The 19,240-nt window shown below is 53.1% G+C and carries 16 protein-coding genes; 11 read left to right on the forward strand and 5 right to left on the reverse strand.

Features of this window, described 5'->3' with window-relative positions; genetic code table 11:
• Positions 1-140: 140 nt before the first annotated feature.
• Complete coding sequence (locus FEE96_RS11805; protein ID WP_138163244.1) at positions 141-2,609, reverse strand: hybrid sensor histidine kinase/response regulator; 2,469 nt, start codon at positions 2,607-2,609, stop codon at positions 141-143.
• Positions 2,610-3,288: 679 nt separating this feature from the next.
• Here FEE96_RS11805 and FEE96_RS11810 point away from each other — a divergent pair.
• Positions 3,289-3,903 carry a response regulator gene (locus FEE96_RS11810; protein WP_138163245.1) on the forward strand — a complete coding sequence of 205 codons (615 nt, stop codon included), beginning with the start codon at positions 3,289-3,291 and terminating at the stop codon, positions 3,901-3,903.
• Between the two features lie 23 nt (positions 3,904-3,926).
• Here the strand turns inward: FEE96_RS11810 and FEE96_RS11815 are convergent, their stop codons facing one another.
• The gene (locus FEE96_RS11815; RefSeq protein ID WP_138163246.1) at positions 3,927-5,159 is read right to left on the reverse strand and encodes a cytochrome P450; all 1,233 of its coding nucleotides are present in this window, start codon (positions 5,157-5,159) and stop codon (positions 3,927-3,929) included.
• Between the two features lie 127 nt (positions 5,160-5,286).
• Between FEE96_RS11815 and FEE96_RS11820 the strand changes: the two genes are divergently transcribed.
• Positions 5,287-5,619: a TfoX/Sxy family DNA transformation protein gene (locus tag FEE96_RS11820; protein WP_138163247.1), complete on the forward strand. Its 333-nt coding sequence runs from the start codon at positions 5,287-5,289 to the stop codon at positions 5,617-5,619.
• Between the two features lie 65 nt (positions 5,620-5,684).
• Here FEE96_RS11820 and ndk read toward each other — a convergent pair whose 3' ends face one another.
• Positions 5,685-6,107 (reverse strand): nucleoside-diphosphate kinase, encoded by a 423-nt coding sequence (gene ndk, locus FEE96_RS11825; protein ID WP_138163248.1) that lies wholly within the window; start codon positions 6,105-6,107, stop codon positions 5,685-5,687.
• 178 nt (positions 6,108-6,285) lie between these two features.
• Here ndk and FEE96_RS11830 point away from each other — a divergent pair, with 178 nt between their 5' ends.
• Genes FEE96_RS11830 through FEE96_RS11845 form a run of 4 tightly spaced genes read left to right on the forward strand, consistent with a single transcriptional unit; the run spans position 6,286 to position 10,503 of the window.
• Complete coding sequence (locus FEE96_RS11830) at positions 6,286-7,371, forward strand: glycoside hydrolase domain-containing protein (protein ID WP_138163249.1); 1,086 nt, start codon at positions 6,286-6,288, stop codon at positions 7,369-7,371.
• Positions 7,372-7,411: 40 nt separating this feature from the next.
• Positions 7,412-9,265, forward strand: coding sequence for an ABC-F family ATP-binding cassette domain-containing protein (locus FEE96_RS11835; protein WP_138163250.1), 1,854 nt, complete (start codon positions 7,412-7,414; stop codon positions 9,263-9,265).
• Positions 9,262-9,882, forward strand: coding sequence for a MarC family protein (locus FEE96_RS11840; protein WP_138163251.1), 621 nt, complete (start codon positions 9,262-9,264; stop codon positions 9,880-9,882). Before FEE96_RS11835 ends, FEE96_RS11840 begins: the two co-directional genes overlap by 4 nt.
• Positions 9,883-9,921: 39 nt before the next feature.
• On the forward strand, positions 9,922-10,503 hold the full coding sequence (locus tag FEE96_RS11845) for a retropepsin-like aspartic protease family protein (protein WP_138163252.1): 582 nt from the start codon (positions 9,922-9,924) through the stop codon (positions 10,501-10,503).
• Between the two features lie 21 nt (positions 10,504-10,524).
• Here FEE96_RS11845 and FEE96_RS11850 read toward each other — a convergent pair whose 3' ends face one another.
• Both FEE96_RS11850 and FEE96_RS11855 read right to left on the reverse strand, forming a co-directional pair.
• Positions 10,525-10,983: a DNA polymerase III subunit chi gene (locus tag FEE96_RS11850; RefSeq protein WP_138163253.1), complete on the reverse strand. Its 459-nt coding sequence runs from the start codon at positions 10,981-10,983 to the stop codon at positions 10,525-10,527.
• 7 nt (positions 10,984-10,990) lie between these two features.
• Entirely contained in the window at positions 10,991-12,466 is a 1,476-nt protein-coding gene (locus FEE96_RS11855) for a leucyl aminopeptidase (RefSeq protein WP_138163254.1), read from the reverse strand.
• A 179-nt stretch (positions 12,467-12,645) separates the two neighbouring features.
• Between FEE96_RS11855 and lptF the strand changes: the two genes are divergently transcribed.
• Genes lptF through pdxA form a run of 5 tightly spaced genes read left to right on the forward strand, consistent with a single transcriptional unit; the run spans position 12,646 to position 19,213 of the window.
• A complete protein-coding gene (gene lptF / locus FEE96_RS11860; protein ID WP_138163255.1) occupies positions 12,646-13,788 on the forward strand; it encodes an LPS export ABC transporter permease LptF in 1,143 nt (380 codons plus the stop codon).
• On the forward strand, positions 13,785-14,888 hold the full coding sequence (lptG, locus tag FEE96_RS11865; protein WP_138163256.1) for an LPS export ABC transporter permease LptG: 1,104 nt from the start codon (positions 13,785-13,787) through the stop codon (positions 14,886-14,888). The genes lptF and lptG overlap by 4 nt, the downstream gene beginning before the upstream one ends.
• A gap of 1 nt (position 14,889) precedes the next feature.
• Positions 14,890-17,028, forward strand: coding sequence for an LPS-assembly protein LptD (locus tag FEE96_RS11870; RefSeq protein ID WP_138163257.1), 2,139 nt, complete (start codon positions 14,890-14,892; stop codon positions 17,026-17,028).
• The gene (locus tag FEE96_RS11875) at positions 17,013-18,245 is read left to right on the forward strand and encodes a peptidylprolyl isomerase (RefSeq protein WP_138163258.1); all 1,233 of its coding nucleotides are present in this window, start codon (positions 17,013-17,015) and stop codon (positions 18,243-18,245) included. The genes FEE96_RS11870 and FEE96_RS11875 overlap by 16 nt, the downstream gene beginning before the upstream one ends.
• A complete protein-coding gene (gene pdxA, locus FEE96_RS11880; RefSeq protein WP_138163259.1) occupies positions 18,242-19,213 on the forward strand; it encodes a 4-hydroxythreonine-4-phosphate dehydrogenase PdxA in 972 nt (323 codons plus the stop codon). The genes FEE96_RS11875 and pdxA overlap by 4 nt, the downstream gene beginning before the upstream one ends.
• Positions 19,214-19,240 lie beyond the last annotated feature (27 nt).

Raw genomic sequence — 19,240 nt, forward strand, 5'->3', positions numbered from 1 at the left:
ATTCTAGTTCTATTACCATTTTGCCCGCCTTGCAGTTGGGCCGTCTGGTCCCTCCAGAAACTGTTGTTTGCAATGCCTACGAATGACAACACCTGAGACGAACAAACAGACCCATCAAATGTGAGAACACGGGCCTGCCTTCAGGCTGACTTTCCAGCTAAATGCGGTGCCAATAACACCCCCGCTTCGGACCAGGCTAGCTCCAGAGCGCCAAGGGGTAGCTCCGTTTGTGGAGTAGCCGCCTCAATCTCCAGCATGCAGGATCGCAGTGCAGCAAGCCCAAGAACCGCCGCTGAACCAGCCAGGCGATGCGCTTCACTCTGTTGTTCTTCGTCAACCGTGCCAGAGTCATCAAGCGCTTTTTGAAGCTGGGCTACATCCTGGCAAAAGGTGGTCAAATATCCCTGTGCTCTTTCCTCGCCCAGGGCAGCAACAAATTGCTGAATGTCCGACGTCTCCATGTCGGAGAGCTTCGGCTTCATCTCACTAGTGTGGCGTTCAATCGCCTCGGCCAATTTTGCCTGTGTCACTGGCTTGGTCAAAACTTCAGCAAATCCGGCTTGCAAAATACGGTCGCAGTCATCAGCCGCAGCATGTGCAGTAAGTGCAATGATCGTGGTATCTTCGGCCAGTTCAAATTTGCGAATTTTCTTTAACGCTTGGATACCGTCCATTCCAGGCATACTGATATCCATGAACACTAAGTCATAATTGTTATTTGTTACAGCTTCGACACCCTCGGCGCCTCCAACGGCACTCTCCACTTGGTGCCCTTGACGTTGCAACATTTTTTCCAGCAGCATCCGGTTGATATCGTTGTCCTCGACCACCAACAGCCGTTTAGGTGCCACCGAAACAGGTCGGTCGGTTACATGCGTTGGCACACGTTTGAAAGCAGCAGGCAGAGGAACCGCAAACCGAAATAAACTCCCTTCACCCAGCTCACTTTCGACGCTGATTTCACCGCCCATTTTTTCAATCAACCGACGAGTAATGGCCAACCCCAGCCCAGTCCCCTCGCGTTTGCGACTGTAACTGCTGTCCAAAGTGACAAACTCTTCAAACACCCGGTCCAGATTGGTTTGGGATATACCCTGCCCCGTGTCACAGACCCGAAATTCCACCCGACCGGTTTCATCGCCAAGCCTTTCAACTTCCACGACTACGTCACCATTTTGGGTGAACTTCAGTGCATTCCCCACCAAGTTTAACAGTGCCTGTTGGAGCCCTTCAGCTCTGCCCATCACGATGGGTTGATCATCTAAACGACATTGGAGGTACAGTTTGTTGCCACGAGCCGATGCAGCAGCCTGTTGGCCATCCACAAGCCCGGCGACCAAGTCCTGCAAGTCGAATGACCTGATTTGCTCAGCCTCCCCGCCTGCTTCCAATCTGGATAGCTCCAAGACCTCATTCACGTGGTGCAGTAACAATTCAGCAGAGATCCGCATCGCCTGTAGGTAACGTTTTTCCTCGGCGAGCATCCCTGTCGTTTCAAGCAGTTCGATTGATCCCAGAATACCATTTAGCGGAGTTCTGATTTCATGGCTCATCACCGTCAACAAATTTGCCTTTGCCCGCTCACCGGCTAATGCGTCATCGCGTGCACGACGAAGCGCTTCTTCGCTTTCGACCCGATCTGTAATGTCTCTCATAAAACAAACAAAAACCAAGTCACTCCCCGCCTGACTGGATGACATGCTCAACTCAACCGGGAAAATCTTCCCCGACTTTTTTCTACCCTCCATTTGCAAAAGCCCGCGGTCGACCAACTGGCCTTCACCGGTAGCTAGAAAATTGGCTACATTTTCAATGCAGAACCGTCGCAAATAATCAGGGACAATCAAGTCAACCATAGATTGGCCGAGAGCTTCAGTTCTTGAATACCCAAAAACGTCCTCAGCAGCCCCGTTAAAGCTCAAAATGCGGCCTCTTTTATCAAGCATCAAAATGGCGTCCAACGAGGATGTAACCATAGTGCGCATGCGCGCAGCGGCCGCCTTGTTGGCTGCGGATAAAATTTGCCCACGGCGAAACTGGCGTGCTGTGATCAGGCCAGCCAAGCCCAATGCCACAACCAATACAATCAGCACTCCCCCCAACAACTGTAGGGTTTGCGACAAACGTTGTTTTGTGTTGGTTCGTGTCCTCGTTTCTATCAGCACCCCTTGCTCAACAAGTGTCTGGGCGTCAAACTCGTTTTCAAGGATGATCCGTGACAGCTCAGGAAGCGCCTTGCGAAGCCCCTCGTCCGCCCCCTCGATCAGCGGCACCAACCGGTCCAAACGTGACCGCACCCGGACCAGCAGATCGACAATCTCACTATTGGTTCTCAGTTCTTCAAGTTTTGGGCTGTTTTGGAAGGTCTTTATTCGACTGTAATAGAGATCAAATTTGGCCCGGAGTTCATCCAAGTCCCCCCCATCTTCAGCAGATCGAACTGTTTCTTTAAGCCTAAGGAAATCGACCTGACCCTGTGCCAAATTTCTAGTGACCAGTTTTGACGCCGCATCGGTTGTGATGGACGTAATACTATCCATCTCGTTCAATACCACACGACCCAACAGCACAGAAAACCCGCCAAGCGAAACAAGAAAAATAAGGGTCAATGTCAGAGCCAAATTTGAGCTTACTGGGGCTTGCTTGGACTGCAACTGTTTCACCTTTCTTGTTGTTCCACGGGCTTCACACTGCTTCGGTCACACCGAAAGAAAAGTCTAAACAGCACTTGTTTACCCGCCCAGGTTGAAAAAGTCACATTGTTTTCAGCAAAACATAGGCATCTTTGCTCTCACAAGCGATCAGTGCCAAGTTTTGGCTACCACCGAACGATGAGGATATGGATAAGAGGCAAAACAGGTGGCGCTTTAGGTGTTCAAACGCAAAAATTACCGGACGAGCAGCAAAAACCGTCGGAGAGAATGACGACGTGCGCAACCAAAAACTCAGATGTTTCATTCTTGCACTCCCCCCTGGGAACCCACAGAATAGCAGGATCTTACAAGATTCGTCTGTTCGAAGACTGACACAGTTTGACGACAGATGCACCTCACCCTAAGTATAGGCCTATAACCTTTAGGTTAGTTTTTCACCTCAAGGTTTAGCCAAGTCAGGGCCTACACGCCAACATCAAAATGTTGATTTTGTGCAATTTCGACCGATGAAATCAAAAGCACAGTCACTGCAAATTGTTGAAAATCACCCTCTTTGGTGCAAAAGATTATGGATCTAGAATTAATGCTCTTGTAACATCTTAAAAACGAACACGTAAAAAGATCTGAAAGTTGAATGCGTATATTGTTGGCAGACGACCACGACATGGTTCGCGAAACCATATCCGCCTACCTAAAATCAGTAGGGGGTGCCGAGGTTGTTTCGACTATTGATCTAAACGATGCACTTCAACAAATCGAAGAGAACGGCCCCTTTGATCTGGTCTTGCTAGACTACAATATGCCTGGGATGTTTGGGCTCGAAGGGCTTGTTCGCGCACTTAAATGTAATGGTGGGACTGGCGTAGCAATCCTGTCTGGCAGCGCCCCACCTCATACTGCACAAGAAGCACTGGATGCTGGAGCCGTTGGGTACCTCCCTAAAACTATGGGAGCAAAATCGCTTCTGAACGCAATTCGCTTTATGAGTGCCGGTGAAATCTACGTTCCTGTCACGTTGATGCGCGAAGAGGCCGCTGCGCCGGAACATCCAATGGCCCAGATGTTGAGCCCGCGCGAAACAGAGGTCTTGAGCGGATTATGTCGGGGACAGTCAAACAAAGAGATTGCCCGCGACCTAGAGCTACAGGAAGTGACCATTAAGCTTCATGTGAGAACCCTTTGTCGTAAGCTCGACGCTAAAAATCGCACACAGGCAGCATTGGCTGCGAAAGAAGCCGGACTGTTCTAAGAACCCGGCCTCCTAAACTACCCCTATAGTGCTGCTGGAAGCCGGGCATACCCACGGAACCGCATCCGACCACCAGAAACCCGACCGGGCAAGATCCTGTAGTCGGGAAAACGCTCCAACAACCGACCAATGGCAATTTTTCCTTCCATCCGTGCCAGTGTCAGCCCAACACAAACATGTGGCCCTCCCGCAAACGCCAAATGACGGTTTGGGCTTCGCGAAATATCGAACACTTCTGGCGAGGAAAAAATCTTTGGGTCACGGTTAGCGGCGCCGATCACCAAGTGAAGATTGGTGCCTTTTGCAATCGTAAGCCCGCCAATTTCAACTTCGGCAGTGGTTTCGCGATTGCCTAGCTGGTTGGGCGACCTAAACCGCAACATTTCTTCGATAGCCGGTTTGATCAGGTCAGGCTGTTCCAGCAGTCTTTCTTTTTGATCCGGGTGGTCGTGCAACAGCGCCAACCCGTTGCCAATCAGATTGGTGGTGGTTTCATGGCCAGCATTTAGAATGAAAATACAGTTTTGAATAAGTTCAATCTCGCTCAGCTGCCCCTCCGCCCCATCTCCGTTGATTAGGCGGGTCAACACGTCGCTTTCGATATCCCCCGGTTGTGCCCTTCTTCGCGCAATCAGGTCAGACAGATAGTCCTTAAACTCGTTGACTGCAGACTGTCCCACAGCCAGTTGCTGCGGGCTTAGCGATGGTTCTAACGCACCCAAAATTGCCAAAGACCAATCCCGCAACGGCCCGCGCTCCTCCATTGGTACATCCAGCAGGTTGCCAATGATCTGGATTGGGATTGACGCTGCAAAGTCCTCAATAAGGTCGACCTGCTCATTCTGCGCCATTTCATCCAGCAAGTGATCAACAGTATTGACCAGCCCCGGCTCCATCCGCGCAATGGCCCGAGGGGTCAGCGCTGAAGTCATAATTCTACGCACCCGCGTGTGCAGCGGTGGGTCAGAAAATACCAATGACGTTGTATGATGTTCAAACAAAGGGGAGCCAACCCCGAATTTTGGTCCAAATGCTGCCTTTTTGTCCGACGAAAATAGGGTGGTGTCACGGTAGACGCGGTCCAGATCGCCGTGATGGCACAAAAGGACTGAACCATCTGGTTGCGTCACGACCCTCGCGGCTGACAGCAAAGCATCGTAAAAAGGGAACGGGTCCGACACAAACCCCAGCGGTGGATTTGCCAGGTCAAAATGTTCAATGTCCACAGTCGCTTGTTGCGTGATAGGTGCAGCCATCCAAGTCTTCCTCGTAATTTTCCTCAAAATTGCTAGTCCAGAATGCAACTGTCAATCGTTCAAATGCCTATCCAAAAAGAACCGTTAGCGGGATGACAACTGAACCCCCGACGGCTAAAAACGAAACATGAACACGCCAATATCCTCAATCCGAAATCTCGGACCCGCATACGAAGAAGCCTGCGCCCGTGCCAATATACACTCAGCTGAAGAGCTCCGAGAGCTGGGAGCTGACGAAACCTATTCTAGGCTGTTAAAAACGGGCAGCAAACCACATTTCATCGGCTATTATGTTCTGGTGATGGGCCTGCAAGGACGGCCCTGGAACGATTGCAAAGGGGAAGAGAAAAAGGCCCTGCGCGTCCGCTTTGACGCCATTAAGGACAGTGCCTTTGACAAGAGCTTGTCAGAATTGGAAACGATTCTAAACCAAATTGGCGTGGTAGAAAAAGACCGCTGATCTACAACGAAAAAGGGCCGCCTGAACGTGCAGACGGCCCCATAAATATTCTAAACCGCTAAGGTTTAGCCAACCAGTTCAAGACCGGAGAAGAAATAAGCGATTTCGATCGCTGCAGTTTCTGGTGCGTCGGAACCGTGAACCGAGTTCTCGCCAACAGATTCAGCAAAATCAGCACGGATGGTGCCTGGTGCTGCATCAGCAGGGTTGGTTGCGCCCATGACTTCACGGTTCTTTGCAATGGCGCCTTCGCCTTCCAGAACCTGAGCAACGATTGGAGCAGACGCCATGAATTCACACAGTTCGTCGTAGAAAGGACGCTCAGCGTGCACTTTGTAGAATTCACCAGCCTGAGCTTTGGTCAGGTGAATACGCTTTTGCGCAACAACGCGCAGACCAGCGTCTTCAAACTTGGCAACAATTTTGCCAGTCAGGTTGCGACGTGTTGCATCGGGTTTAACGATCGAAAAAGTGCGTTCCAGAGCCATTGGGCATCTCCTGTGTGTAGGGCCGGGCAAAACGCCCCGCCACCAGTTATCTGATTTGCGCCCCGGTAACACGGCAAGTTGGCTTTGAAAAGGGGACAGTGGTTCCTTCAACGTCTGAGATACAGTAAGATTGCAAGAAGTTTCCGGCACCTTGTTTGAACAGTGCAATGAGATCCTGATGCAAACCCTGACACGCCGTCGCTTTCTTTCTCAATGTGCAGTCCTGACTGCCCTGCCCCGTGTTGCAATCAGCTCAGGCCTCTCTACCAACGCGCATATCATTGATATGGGGAACGCCGCCTATTTAGACCGTAGCCAAACGAGGATAGAACTGGACGCCCGCGATGGATGCACACGCCCCAATCATGATTTCTATGAAACTTTGGCCTTTGCAGGTGTCAACACTGTGATCCGTTACTATTCGGACCAAAATAACGCCAACCTCAACTGCAAAAACGTGACGCGCCGCGAACGTGACATGCTTCACGAACACGGATTGGCACTGGCAATTGTCTATCAATTTGAAGGCCGTAGCAAAAACCGTTTCACCGGAGCGCGCGGTACTCAGGATGCAGAGTTTTGCTTACACCGGGCGCAAGTAATCGGCCAACCGAGTGGCAGCGCCATCTACTTTGGCGTGGACTCCGATGCGGCCCTAAATTCAGATCAAGGTGTGACCGAGTACTTTCAGGCCGTAGCGCAGGTGTTCGCTGGGCGCTTTGACATAGGCATTTACGCGGCAGGCGCCCGCTGCGACTTGATCCAATCCGCTGGGTTGGCCAGTCGTTTTTGGGTCCCCGAGGCCCCCGCATGGCTAGGCACCCATGCCTATATGAACTCCAATCGCTGGCATATGTTCCAAAACAAAACCAACATCGACCTGAGCGCCGTTACCGATGGTCACGGGCAAAAAATCCACATCGACACCAACATCGTCAATCCAGACCAGACCCGCTCTATTGGGGCCTTCAATGGCGATGGAAGCGAACGGCTTTATGACGCGCAACATCTGACCTCAGTTGTCAGGGCGCACTATTGGGTCAACCGTGACCGCCTGCCCGTCTACGACTTTCCCGGCGGCGCGGAGGTGGGACATGTCTGTATTGCACGCACCGTACATGTAACCAGCTCTCATGGTGGATGGGCCGAAGTTGACATTGATGAAGACGGGTTGCCTGAAGGCTACTGTCAGCAGGATGGGCTATTGCCCTTGAACCAAATGCCCAAATGGCGCCGGACAAGCTGCAAACTGATGGATATTTAAGCCGCTGGCGCTGGCGTTCCGGGTCTGCTACGTCCGGCGCATGTTACGCATCCAAGATATAAATTACGCGGTCGAAGGTCGGCCCCTGTTCGAAGGCGCCAGCGCCACAATTCCCAATGGCCACAAGGTTGGTCTGGTTGGCAGAAACGGAACTGGGAAAACAACCTTGTTCCGCCTTATCTACGGCGAGTTGGCCCTAGAATCAGGCGATATTTCATTGCCCAACAAAGCGCGCATTGGCGGCATCTCGCAAGAGGCTCCCTCTTCGAATGTGTCGCTCATCAATACAGTTCTTGCAGCAGATACCGAGCGCGCAGATCTGATGGCCGAGTCGGAAACAGCGACGGATCCGGGACGCATTGCTGATATCCAGACCCGCCTGGCCGACATCAATGCCTGGTCTGCTGAGGCTCGTGCGGCCTCAATTCTCAAGGGCCTGGGTTTCGACATGGAAGCGCAGCAGCGTCCCTGTTCAGATTTCTCCGGCGGCTGGCGGATGCGTGTGGCGCTTGCAGCGGTGCTGTTCTCCCAGCCTGATTTACTTCTGCTCGACGAACCGACCAACTACCTGGACCTCGAAGGCGCACTGTGGCTCGAGGCCTATCTGGTGAAATATCCGCACACTGTGATCATCATCAGCCACGATCGCGAACTGCTAAACCGCTCGGTCAATGGCATCCTGCATCTGGAAGATCGTGGGCTTACGTTCTACTCGGGCAACTACGACCAATTTGCCCGACAGCGCGCTTCAAACCGCGCCGTTCAAGCGGCCGCGGCCAAGAAACAAGATCTGCGCCGGGCCCACTTGCAAAGCTTTGTCGACCGGTTCAAGGCCAAAGCCAGCAAGGCTAAGCAGGCCCAATCCCGCGTCAAAATGCTGGAGAAAATGGAAACCATCCGTGCACCCGAAGATGCCGCGCGTACAGTTTTCACGTTCCCCGAGCCTGAAGAGATGTCGCCGCCAATTATCGCAACCGAGGGTGCGTCGGTTGGGTATGATGGCAAGGCGATCCTGAGCAAGCTGGATTTGCGCATTGATCAGGACGATCGTATCGCTCTGCTGGGCAAGAACGGTGAAGGAAAATCCACCCTTGCCAAAATGCTATCGGCACGCCTGCAGGTCATGTCAGGTAAGATGACCCAGTCGAATAAGCTGCGCATCGGTTTCTTTGCCCAGCACCAGGTAGATGAACTTTTCATCGACGAAACCCCATTGATGCACCTGCAACGCGAGCGTCCCGGTGAGGGTCAATCTAAACTGCGTGCACGCCTGGCTGGATTTGGTCTTGGTGCTGATCAGGCTGATACCGAGGTCGGCCGCTTGTCCGGTGGGCAAAAGGCACGTCTGTCGCTGCTGCTGGCAACAATTGATGCCCCGCATATGCTGATCCTCGATGAACCGACCAACCACCTCGATATCGAAAGCCGCGAAGCGTTGGTTGAAGCCCTGACCGCCTATAGCGGTGCGGTCATTCTGGTGAGCCACGACATGCACCTGCTCAGCCTGGTTGCTGACCGGTTGTGGCTGGTTTCCAAAGGTACCGTAAATCCCTATGAGGGTGATCTTGCCTCTTACCGAGACCTGCTATTGGCGCGCGATAAGCCCGTGCCCAAACCCGCTGCAGCAAAAACCAAGCCCAAACGCCCAACTCGTGATGCGATTTTGGCGCTACGCTCGGACGCCCGCAAGAATGAACAGCGGGTGGAGAAGCTGACGCAGATGAAGGAAAAACTGGACATCAAACTAGGTGATCCGGAAATGTATGAGCCTGAAAACAAGGATCAGGCGAAGGTCTGGCAAGGCAAACATGCAGAAGTTATGGTTGCATTGGGTCGCGCCGAATCTATGTGGATGAAAGCACTGGAAAAACTGGAGAAAGCTGAATCTCAATGATCGATACCGGGTTTCTGATCACCTCGTTTGTTACGCTTTTTGTGATCGTTGACCCGATCGGTCTGACACCGGTATTCCTAGCGCTGACCCAAGGCATGAGCCCAGCCAGACGCCGCTCAGTTGGGCTACGCGCCTGTTTCACCGCTGCGGGACTTCTGGCTTTATTTGCTGCATTTGGCGAAGCTGTTCTTGGTTTTGTTGGGATCTCTATGGCTGCGTTCCGGGTAGCTGGTGGCGCGCTCTTGTTCCTGACCGCGCTGGATATGTTGTTTGAACGTCGCACCAAACGACGCGAAGATCAGGGCAATGAAGATGATATCGATGATCCTTCGGTGTTCCCAATGGCAATGCCTTTGATCGCGGGCCCCGGTTCTATTGCCACCGTCATCCTGCTTGCCGGTCAAAGACCGGATATCGAGGGCTTTACTATGGTCATCGCTGTGATGCTGGCGGTGCTGGCTGTTGTAGCGTTGATGTTCCTCAGCTCCGGCCTGTTTGAAAAACTACTGGGCAAAACCGGGATCAATGTGATTAGCCGACTTCTGGGCATGTTGTTGGCCGCTTTGTCAGTACAGTTTGTTTTGGACGGGTTGCGAGACTTTGGTTTTGCGAGTTAGAATTTCAACCGCCGGGTCACAAGATCAGGAGAACACTTGATGGCTGATGTCGACTACGGCCGGATAATCTACCTTGTGCTGCTGCTGGCGGCCGTTGGATCCTGGGTGTTTGTGCAAAACCGCCAAAGCCTCGGGAAAACTGTTCAACAATTGGCAATCTGGGCGTTCATCTTTTTAGGGGTGATTGCAGGCTACGGACTATGGGGCGACATTCGTAACACCGTCAGACCGCAACAGTCAGTGATAAACAGTACTGGCCAGGTCGAAGTTCCCCGCTCAGCCGATGGGCACTATTATCTGACTTTAGACATCAACACCGTGCCGATTACTTTTCTAATCGATACAGGTGCCACTGACGTGGTGCTAAATGCCCGGGACGCGCGGCGAGCGGGGATCGACCCTGACACCCTAAACTATTTGGGCCGCGCAAATACTGCCAATGGGGAAGTACGCACCGCGTCTGTTTGGCTCGACAGTATATCGCTCGGGAACATTACGGATTCGAATGTTCGGGTTTGGGTCAATCAAGGGGAACTGGACCAATCACTGCTCGGCATGGCCTATCTGCAGCGTTGGTCCAGCATCGAAATCCGGAATGGGGCTCTGCTGCTAACCCGTTAAACCGTGGGCAGAATCCTTTGACTACTTCTCCGCTTTCTTTTCCCAGCGGCCGCTCTCTTCCGACCAATATTGCGCCGAACACCCTGCATCTGTCAGCTCTTTCCACTGAGCACGCGCCCGCTGAACCGCCTCGGTATCGGTCCCGTCAAACAACACACAAACACGCTGCATCGCTTCGACTTCTTCAGGTTCAACTGCGGCGCCATCGATGGCCATGACACAATCGGGTTTGTTGGCCGCTTTAGGCCCAGTGGTCAAAAGCACCGGTTGCAACACGTCATGAGCGCCGCCTTCTACCCCATGAGGCAAAAAGCTGTCAGGGCTACCTTGCCACAACCGGTCGTCCAGCCAGCCCATGCGGTCGGGGTCGCGTCCCCGCACCGCAATGCGCCACCCTGCCCCGCGTGCTTTTTCCAGCAACACGGGGAGGGTTTGTTCCAACGGGCCACGCGTCAGGTGATAGAAGTAAACAGCGCCCATTTCCGCTTCACTCTGTCTCGAAGCCGTCCTGAACCAAACGGCTCAGAGCCGCCACCCCCCAACCGGTGGCCCCTTTGGGCGCATAAGGTGTTTCAGATTTAACCGAGGCAACTCCTGCGATATCGAGGTGGATCCAAGGGGTGTCATCTTTAACAAACCGCTGCAGGAATTGTGCCGCAGTAACCGACCCAGCAGCGCGGCCACCGATGTTCTTCATGTCAGCAATACGAGATTTCAGCAGGTCGTCGTACCCTTTGCCCAGTGGCATTCTCCAGGCCCCCTCGTCTTCGGCTGACGCCGCTTTGAGGAAGGCATTGCACAGCGCATCATTGTTCGAAAATACGCCTGCATTTTCATGGCCTAAGCCAACAATAATCGCACCAGTCAGGGTGGCCAGATCAATCATGGCCTCTGGTTTGAAACGCTCCTGAGCATACCACATCACATCACACAGAACCAAGCGTCCCTCGGCATCGGTATTGATCACTTCAACGGTGTCACCCTTCATCGACTTAACCACATCACCGGGACGGGTCGCATTCCCCGAAGGCATGTTCTCAACCAAGCCAACCAGACCAACAACATTGGCTTTGGCGCCGCGCATCGCCAGAGTTCGCATGGTGCCAGCCACCACACCAGCCCCTCCCATGTCCATCGTCATATCTTCCATACCACCAGCTGGCTTCAGGGAAATTCCGCCGGTGTCGAACACCACACCTTTGCCAACGAGCGCGACAGGGGCTTCTCCTTCTGGTCCGCCATTCCACTGCATAACAACGACTTTGGAAGGACTGTCGGACCCTTGCCCAACGCAAAGCAAAGTACGCATGCCCAGTTCAGCCAGCTGTGCCTCGTCCAGCACTTCGACCTTTAGGCCAATAGACTCCATCTCTACCAAACGGTTGGCAAACTCTGACGTAGTCAACACATTCGCCGGTTCGTTGACCAGATCGCGCGTCATATGAACACCTTCGGCAACAGCCAGCATAGGCGCAAACTTTGCGGCCATATCCTCATGCGCTTTATGTGCGATCACCACTTGACCATCAATTTTGCTGTCACTCGGAGTCTTATGCGCCTCAAAGGTGTAGGTGCGCAGAGCCATACCGAGCGCCAGATCTGCGGCTTTGGGCATCGATCCAGCCATAACCGTTGTGGATTTTCCAGCACTTGCTTTTGCCAGTGCGGCCCCTGCCTTACGCGCCTCAATCGGTGTCACCCTGCGCGGCATGACAAGAACATCCAAAGCTTCGACCTGCATCCCAGCAGGCCAAGCCAGAGAAATCACCTGCCCGGTTTTTGCCTTGCTGAAGCCGTCGCTGGCAATCAGCCGGGCCAATGCTCCTTTGCTCAGCCGGTTGGCGCTGCGCGCAGCCTGATCCATTGTCCCTTCAGGTGTAACAAGCACCACCAGGCGTCCTGCGATGTCTTTCAACTCTTTGGGGTCGTAGTCAGCAAAGCGGATGGGGATCAGACGGCTCATATGGTGGGCTCCTGTTGGGATGATTATGGTTGGCGCAACAGCTAGCCTGCACCGTGACCGATGGCTAGGGTCTGAACAGAAACATCATCTTCTGTCCGACCGTAAATTGCAGTTTTCCCCCGTTCAGATTTACTCTATGATTTGCTGAAATTGGTATGACAGGGTCTGGGGGGATCGCAGTGTCACGATTCGACAGATACGTACTGTCCCAGTATCTACTTTTTTTCGGCTTCTTTGCTCTGATTCTGGTTGCCATGTTTTGGATCAACCGGGCCGTTGTCCTTTTTGATCGATTGATTGGTGACGGACAATCTGCACTGGTATTTCTAGAGTTTACCGCGCTTGCGCTGCCTAATCTGGTGCGGATGGTGCTACCGATTGCGGCTTTTGCATCTGCGGTTTGGGTGACCAACCGGCTGAACAGCGAAAGTGAGCTGACCGTGTTGCGCGCCACCGGGACCAGTCCTTGGCAAATGGCCCGACCGGCATTGGTTTTTGGTCTCATTACCGCACTGATGATGTCTGTACTGACACATTTCTTGCTGCCTGCGTCCATTGGCCAGCTACAAGAGCGCGAATCCGATGTTGCACGTAACGTCACCGCCAAACTTCTGAGTGAGGGCAACTTTTTGCACCCAGCTAAGGGTGTGACATTCTACATTCGCCAAATTGATCCTGATGGGACATTAAACGATGTATTCCTGTCTGATCGACGCAGCCCAGACCAGAGCGTATTGTACACCGGTGCCCGAGCCTTTCTGGTAAAAGATCAGGACCAAACACACCTCGTCATGGTTGATGGAATGGCCCTCCGCATGGACACCAAAGGACGCACTTTGTCCACGACTGTATTTTCGGACTTTTCCTACGAAATCAGCGCTCTGGCTGACCAAGCTGGAAACAAAGCCCGAAACATCCGCGCCATACCCAGCTTGGAATTACTGATGATTCCAGACCAAATTGTGGCTGAGGAATCGTTTACCCACGGTCAATTGGCCGAAGAGCTCCACCTACGCTTTGCTCGAGCTCTGATCAGTGTTGCGGTCGCCTTGATTGGGTTTACTTCGCTAATGTTGGGGACTTTTTCCAGGTTTGGGGTCTGGCGACAAGCTTTGCTGGCCTTTGTCTTGTTGATCTTCATTGAAGGTCTTCGCGGCGTGGTCTCTGAACCAGTTCTGAAGAACGCCGACCTATGGCCGCTGATATATCTGCCCTCAGTAATAGGATTTGGGATTGCAGCTCTGTTTCTGCAACTTGCAGCGCGGCCAGTCCGTATCCTACCAAAACGCCCTCGGGCAGCACCATCCAAGGCCGCGTCATGAAGCTGGATTTCTATTATGCTCGCCGGTTCATGCAGTGGTTCAGCATCATCTGCGCGGTTCTTCTCACACTTGTGATGCTCATCGACTTGAATGAACAGATCCGTCGGTTTGACGGTCTTGATCTTAGTTTTGGCCAATTGATCAACCTGACCCTCTTGAACGCCCCTTCCGCGCTCAGCGAGTTTTTGCCACTGATTATGATCTTGTCGACCATCGTATTATTTGTAGGTTTAGCCCGCAGTAGCGAACTCGTGGTGACACGTGCCATCGGCCGCTCAGGCATCCGTGCACTTGCTGCTCCCATCATCATGGCCGCGCTGATTGGTGTATTGACCGTTAGCACCCTCAATCCAATTGTCGCTGCGACCTCAAACCGATATCAGGAACTTTCAGATACCTACCGCAATGGTGGCCCGGCTGCGCTATCTCTTTCAGGGGAAGGCTTATGGCTTCGACAGGGGGGCGCACAGGGCCAATCTGTTATCCACGCCACCGCTTATAGCGGTGAAATCGACAACGTTACTCTGCACAATGTTACTATTGTCTCTTATGCCCCAGGCGGAAATCCGACCCGCCAAATAGTCGCACAACGCGCCCAACTTCAGGGGGATCACTGGGTGCTGAACCACGCCAAGGTCTGGCCGCTAACGCCGGGTTTCAATCCCGAAACCAACTCGGTTGAGCATAGCAAACTTCTGCTACCCACGACACTGACCCAAGATCGAATTCGTGACAGTTTGGGTACCGCCTCAGGAATTTCAGTTTACGATCTACCCGAAACCATCAAAGCACTCCAACAAGCTGGCTTTTCAACCAAACGTTACGAAGTCTGGCTGCAGGTAGAACTGGCGCGGCCGCTCTTTTTGATTGCCATGGTTCTGGTTGGCGCAGCCTTTACCATGCGTCATGCGCGGTCTGGAGGCACTGGTCTGGCTGTTTTGACTGCGGTGCTTTTGGGTTTTGGGCTTTACTTTATTCGTAATTTTGCGCAAATCCTTGGAGAGAATGGTCAGATTCCAGTCGCCTTGGCAGCCTGGGCTCCACCTGCCGCGTCTATACTGCTGACCCTAGGCCTACTACTCCATGCGGAGGATGGTTAACATGCGCCACACTTTGCAAATGTTGGTAGTTGCTCCTTGGCTTGCCCTAGCCCCAATTGCTAGCGCACAACAGAGCCCTGCTACAGATGGACCAGCCATGCTGGTCGCTGATCAGGTGTTCATTACCAGCGATAGAATCCTGATCGCGGAAGGTAACGTTGAAGCATTTCAGGGGGACATTCGGCTCAGAGCCCAAAAAATCACTTTTGATCGCGACAGTGGCACTCTTCAAATTGATGGCCCCATACGCATCGATCAAGGTGGTGAAATCACCATTTTGGCCAACGCGGCGGAGATGAGCAACAACCTACGCGATGGTATCCTCAATAGTGCCCGCATGGTGTTTCAACAGCATCTTCAGTTATCATCAGTCCAGATGACACGTGTTAGCGGCCGTTACACCCAATTATACAAGAGCTCCGTGACATCCTGTCAGGTCTGTGACGACGGATCACCGCCCCTTTGGCAAATCCGCGCCGAAAGAATTACCCACGACCAGTTGGAAAAGCAGCTCTATTTTGAGAACGCTCAGTTCCGTATCATGGATGTTCCAGTTTTTTACTTTCCCGGTCTGCGCTTACCAGATCCTACACTGGATCGCGCAAGAGGGTTCCTTGTGCCATCAGTGCGCACCACTTCAAACCTTGGTACCGGAATTAAGGTTCCCTATTTCTTTACACTTGGTGAGAGCCGCGATCTAACGCTCTCTCCTTATTTATCCTCTAAAACGCGGACACTGGATGCACGGTATCGTCAGGCCTTTCGCAATGGCAACATCGAGCTGGAGGGGGCTTTCACCCGCGACGATCTGCAGCCACATAACGACCGTGGCTATTTATTTGGGAACGGTGCCTTTGATCTTCGGCACGATGTCAAACTAGAGTTTGAGGTAAAAACCACCTCTGACGACGCATATTTGGCTGACTACGGGCTACCAGATTTGGATCGATTGCGCTCACAATTAACTCTCACACAAGTGCGTCGGGATTCACTGTTCCGTGCAGGGGCCTTTCACTATAAAACGCTACGCGAAACGGAAGACCCAACCCTAATCCCTTCGGCAATTGCAGATATCTACTATCAGCAACGTTACCACCCAGCCCAGTTGGGTGGTGAATTGCAGATGACACTGCATGCACATGGCCACACCCGTACATCAGATCTGGATATTGTCGGCCGTGATGTTTCTCGCACGACATTTGATGCAGACTGGCAGCGTAGCTGGCATCTTCAGAATGGCGTAATAGCCCAAGGGCAGTTGGGATTCTCGGCCGACGCTTTTGGAATTCGCAATGACAGCGCATACCCGTCACGCGCCAATCGTTTAACGCCACGCGGTGCTGTCACGTTGCGGCTGCCAATGACCCGCCACTCTTCAGCTGGCGCCTCTCAATACCTTGAACCTATCGTGCAACTCGGTTGGAGCGACGTTACAGGTGACACTGTTCCAAATGACGAAAGCAACTTTGTTGAATTTGATCAGGGTAACCTTTTGGAACTCTCCCGCTTCCCCGCGACGGATGCCCGCGAAGACGGTCTTGCCTTGGTCTACGGTCTAAATTGGGCTCGCTACGCAGCGGATGGTTGGCAAGCATCTGCTACTGTTGGTCAAATATTCCGGCAAGATGCTGATAACCGCTTCACCAAATCATCCGGCCTGGGCGGCACATCTTCAGATATCTTGCTAGCCGGCCAGCTAAAGTTGAACGAAGGCTTAGCAATCACCGCACGTGGTTTGCTAAATGGTTCGTTAAATTTCTCCAAAGCTGAGTTACGGGGGGATTGGGCCAACTCTCGGCTTGATGTTTCAAGTACTTACCTATGGCTCGGCACCGATGCCGCCGAGAGTCGCACCGAGGAAACCTCGGAGCTCTGGTTCGACGGCAGCTACCAACTTCACCCTAGTTGGTCGGCCAGCGCCAACCTGCGGTATGATATTTCCGATGCCCGTGCCTCACATGCAGGCATTGGACTTGTCTACAGCAACGAATGCGTCAAGGTCGACCTTTCTGTCAGCAGGCGATATACTTCGACATCAAGTGTTGAGCCTTCGACAGATTTCGGCTTTACCATCGCATTGAACGGGTTCTCCGTCGATAGTGGCAATAAAAAGTACAGGCGATCATGCAGCAATTCTTAAAGTTTTGGTTCTTGTCCCCGAGTCTCGTATTGGCATCGGCGCTCAACCTTCCTCTCCCGGTGGCGGCTCAGGGCCTATTTTCGCCGGCCGTCACGGTGAATGAAGATGTCATCACCTACTTCGAACTGGAACAACGCGCCCAGTTCATGCGTCTATTGGGAACTTCGGGCGACCCGAATGAGCAGGCCCGCGAAGAGCTGATCAAGGATCGCTTAAAAAGAGCCACCGTCACTGAGGCTGGGATTAGCATCAGCGAAGAGGATGTCTTAGCGGGCATGACTGAACTCGCTGGCCGGGCAAATCTTTCTCTGGAAGAGTTCACGAAGGTGCTGGGACAGAACGGCGTAGCGCCCGAAACTCTTCGTGATTATACAAGCGCCGGTCTCGTTTGGCGGGACTATGTCGGTTCCCGTTTCCTGTCGCGGGCCCGTCCAAGTGAAGCAGAAATTGATCGCGCCATGGGGCGCGCTGGCACCGGCGGTGTTCAAGTTTTGCTGTCCGAAGTGATCATTCCTATCAACGAACAGAATGTGGCTCAGGTCGAAGAGATCGCAGAACAGATCAGCCAATTGAAGAGCTACTCGGCCTTTTCTTCTGCTGCGACCCAATATTCTGCCTCTGACAGTCGCAATAATCAGGGCCAGCTGCCTTGGATGAACCTGTCAAACTTACCCCCACAACTTCAAGAGGTCGTCCTGGGACTGGATACCGGAGAAATCACCGCTCCAATGCCCCTGCAAGGCGCGGTGGCACTGTTTCAAATGCGTGGTATTCGTGAAATTACCGGATCCGCTCCGCGTTATGCTGCGATTGAATATGCCAGCTATTTCATTGCCGGTGGCCGCACCCCCGAGGCCATGTCAGCTGCACAAAAAATCGTCAACCAGATCGACACCTGTGATGATCTTTATGGCATTGCCAAAGATCAGGACCCCTCCGTTCTGGACCGCCAAGCCCTAGCTCCCAGCGAGATCCCACAAGATATTGCGCTTGAATTGGCCAAATTGGATCCAGGTGAAATCTCAACTGTTCTAACACGTAACAACGGGCAGACCTTGATGTTACTTATGATGTGCGGGCGGACTGCTGATCTGGGAGCGGGCGAATCTGAATCCCGTGAGGGCGTGGCCAATGCCCTGACCCAGCAAAGACTAGGAGCTTTTGCAGATAGTTTTGTCGAGCAGCTGCGCGCAGATGCTGAGATCGTGATAAAATGAGCCGAGCACGCCCCATTGCACTCAGCTGTGGGGAACCCGCTGGCATCGGCCCAGAAATCGCAGCAAAATCGTGGGATATATTGCGCGGTGATTGCCCATTCTTTTGGATTGGAGGCCCGGACCATCTTCCACCCGGAACCACTTTTACGCAAATCACCTCACCAGATGAGGCTCTCGAAGTCTGCGCAACTGCAATGCCTGTACTGGCCTTGCCATTTGAAGGTCCTGCCGCTCCCGGTCACCCACAGGCCCAACATGCGGGCGGGGTGATCCGCTCAATTGAAACGGGTGTGAAGCTGGTACAAGACGGCCAGGCCTCATCTCTGTGCACCGCGCCAATTCATAAAAAAGCTCTGATTGATGGCGCTGGTTTTTCCTATCCCGGCCATACTGAGTTTCTGGCAGCACTGGCACACGTAGACCGGGTCGTCATGATGCTCGCATCAGAGCAACTCCGAGTTGTTCCCGCTACGATTCACATTCCACTGTCACAGGTCCCAGCACAACTAACTCCCGCCCTGTTGCGTGAAACCATCCAGATCACTGCCCAGGGGCTGCGTGAACAATTTGGAGTTTCCCACCCTCGGATTGCGGTTGCCGGTCTCAATCCACATGCGGGGGAAGGCGGCGCCATGGGTGAGGAAGAACTTGCCTGGATAAACGAGCTGCTCGCCGATATGCAATGCAATAGCTATGATCTGACCGGCCCACATCCGGCCGATACTTTGTTCCACGCAGCGGCCCGTCGCCGCTATGATGCCGCCATCTGCATGTACCATGACCAGGCCCTGATCCCAATCAAGACATTAGATTTCGACCGGGGCGTCAATGTCACCCTTGGCCTGCCGTTTATCCGGACTTCCCCTGATCACGGCACGGCCTGCGACATCGCCGGACAAAACCTAGCGAACCCCACCAGCCTCATCGAAGCTCTCAAAATGGCCCAGAGAATGGCCGCGCGCTCCTGATCCTTCATCTAGCTCTAAATATCCCCG

Source organism: Parasedimentitalea maritima (assembly GCF_005771405.1).
Lineage (GTDB): Bacteria > Pseudomonadota > Alphaproteobacteria > Rhodobacterales > Rhodobacteraceae > Parasedimentitalea > Parasedimentitalea maritima.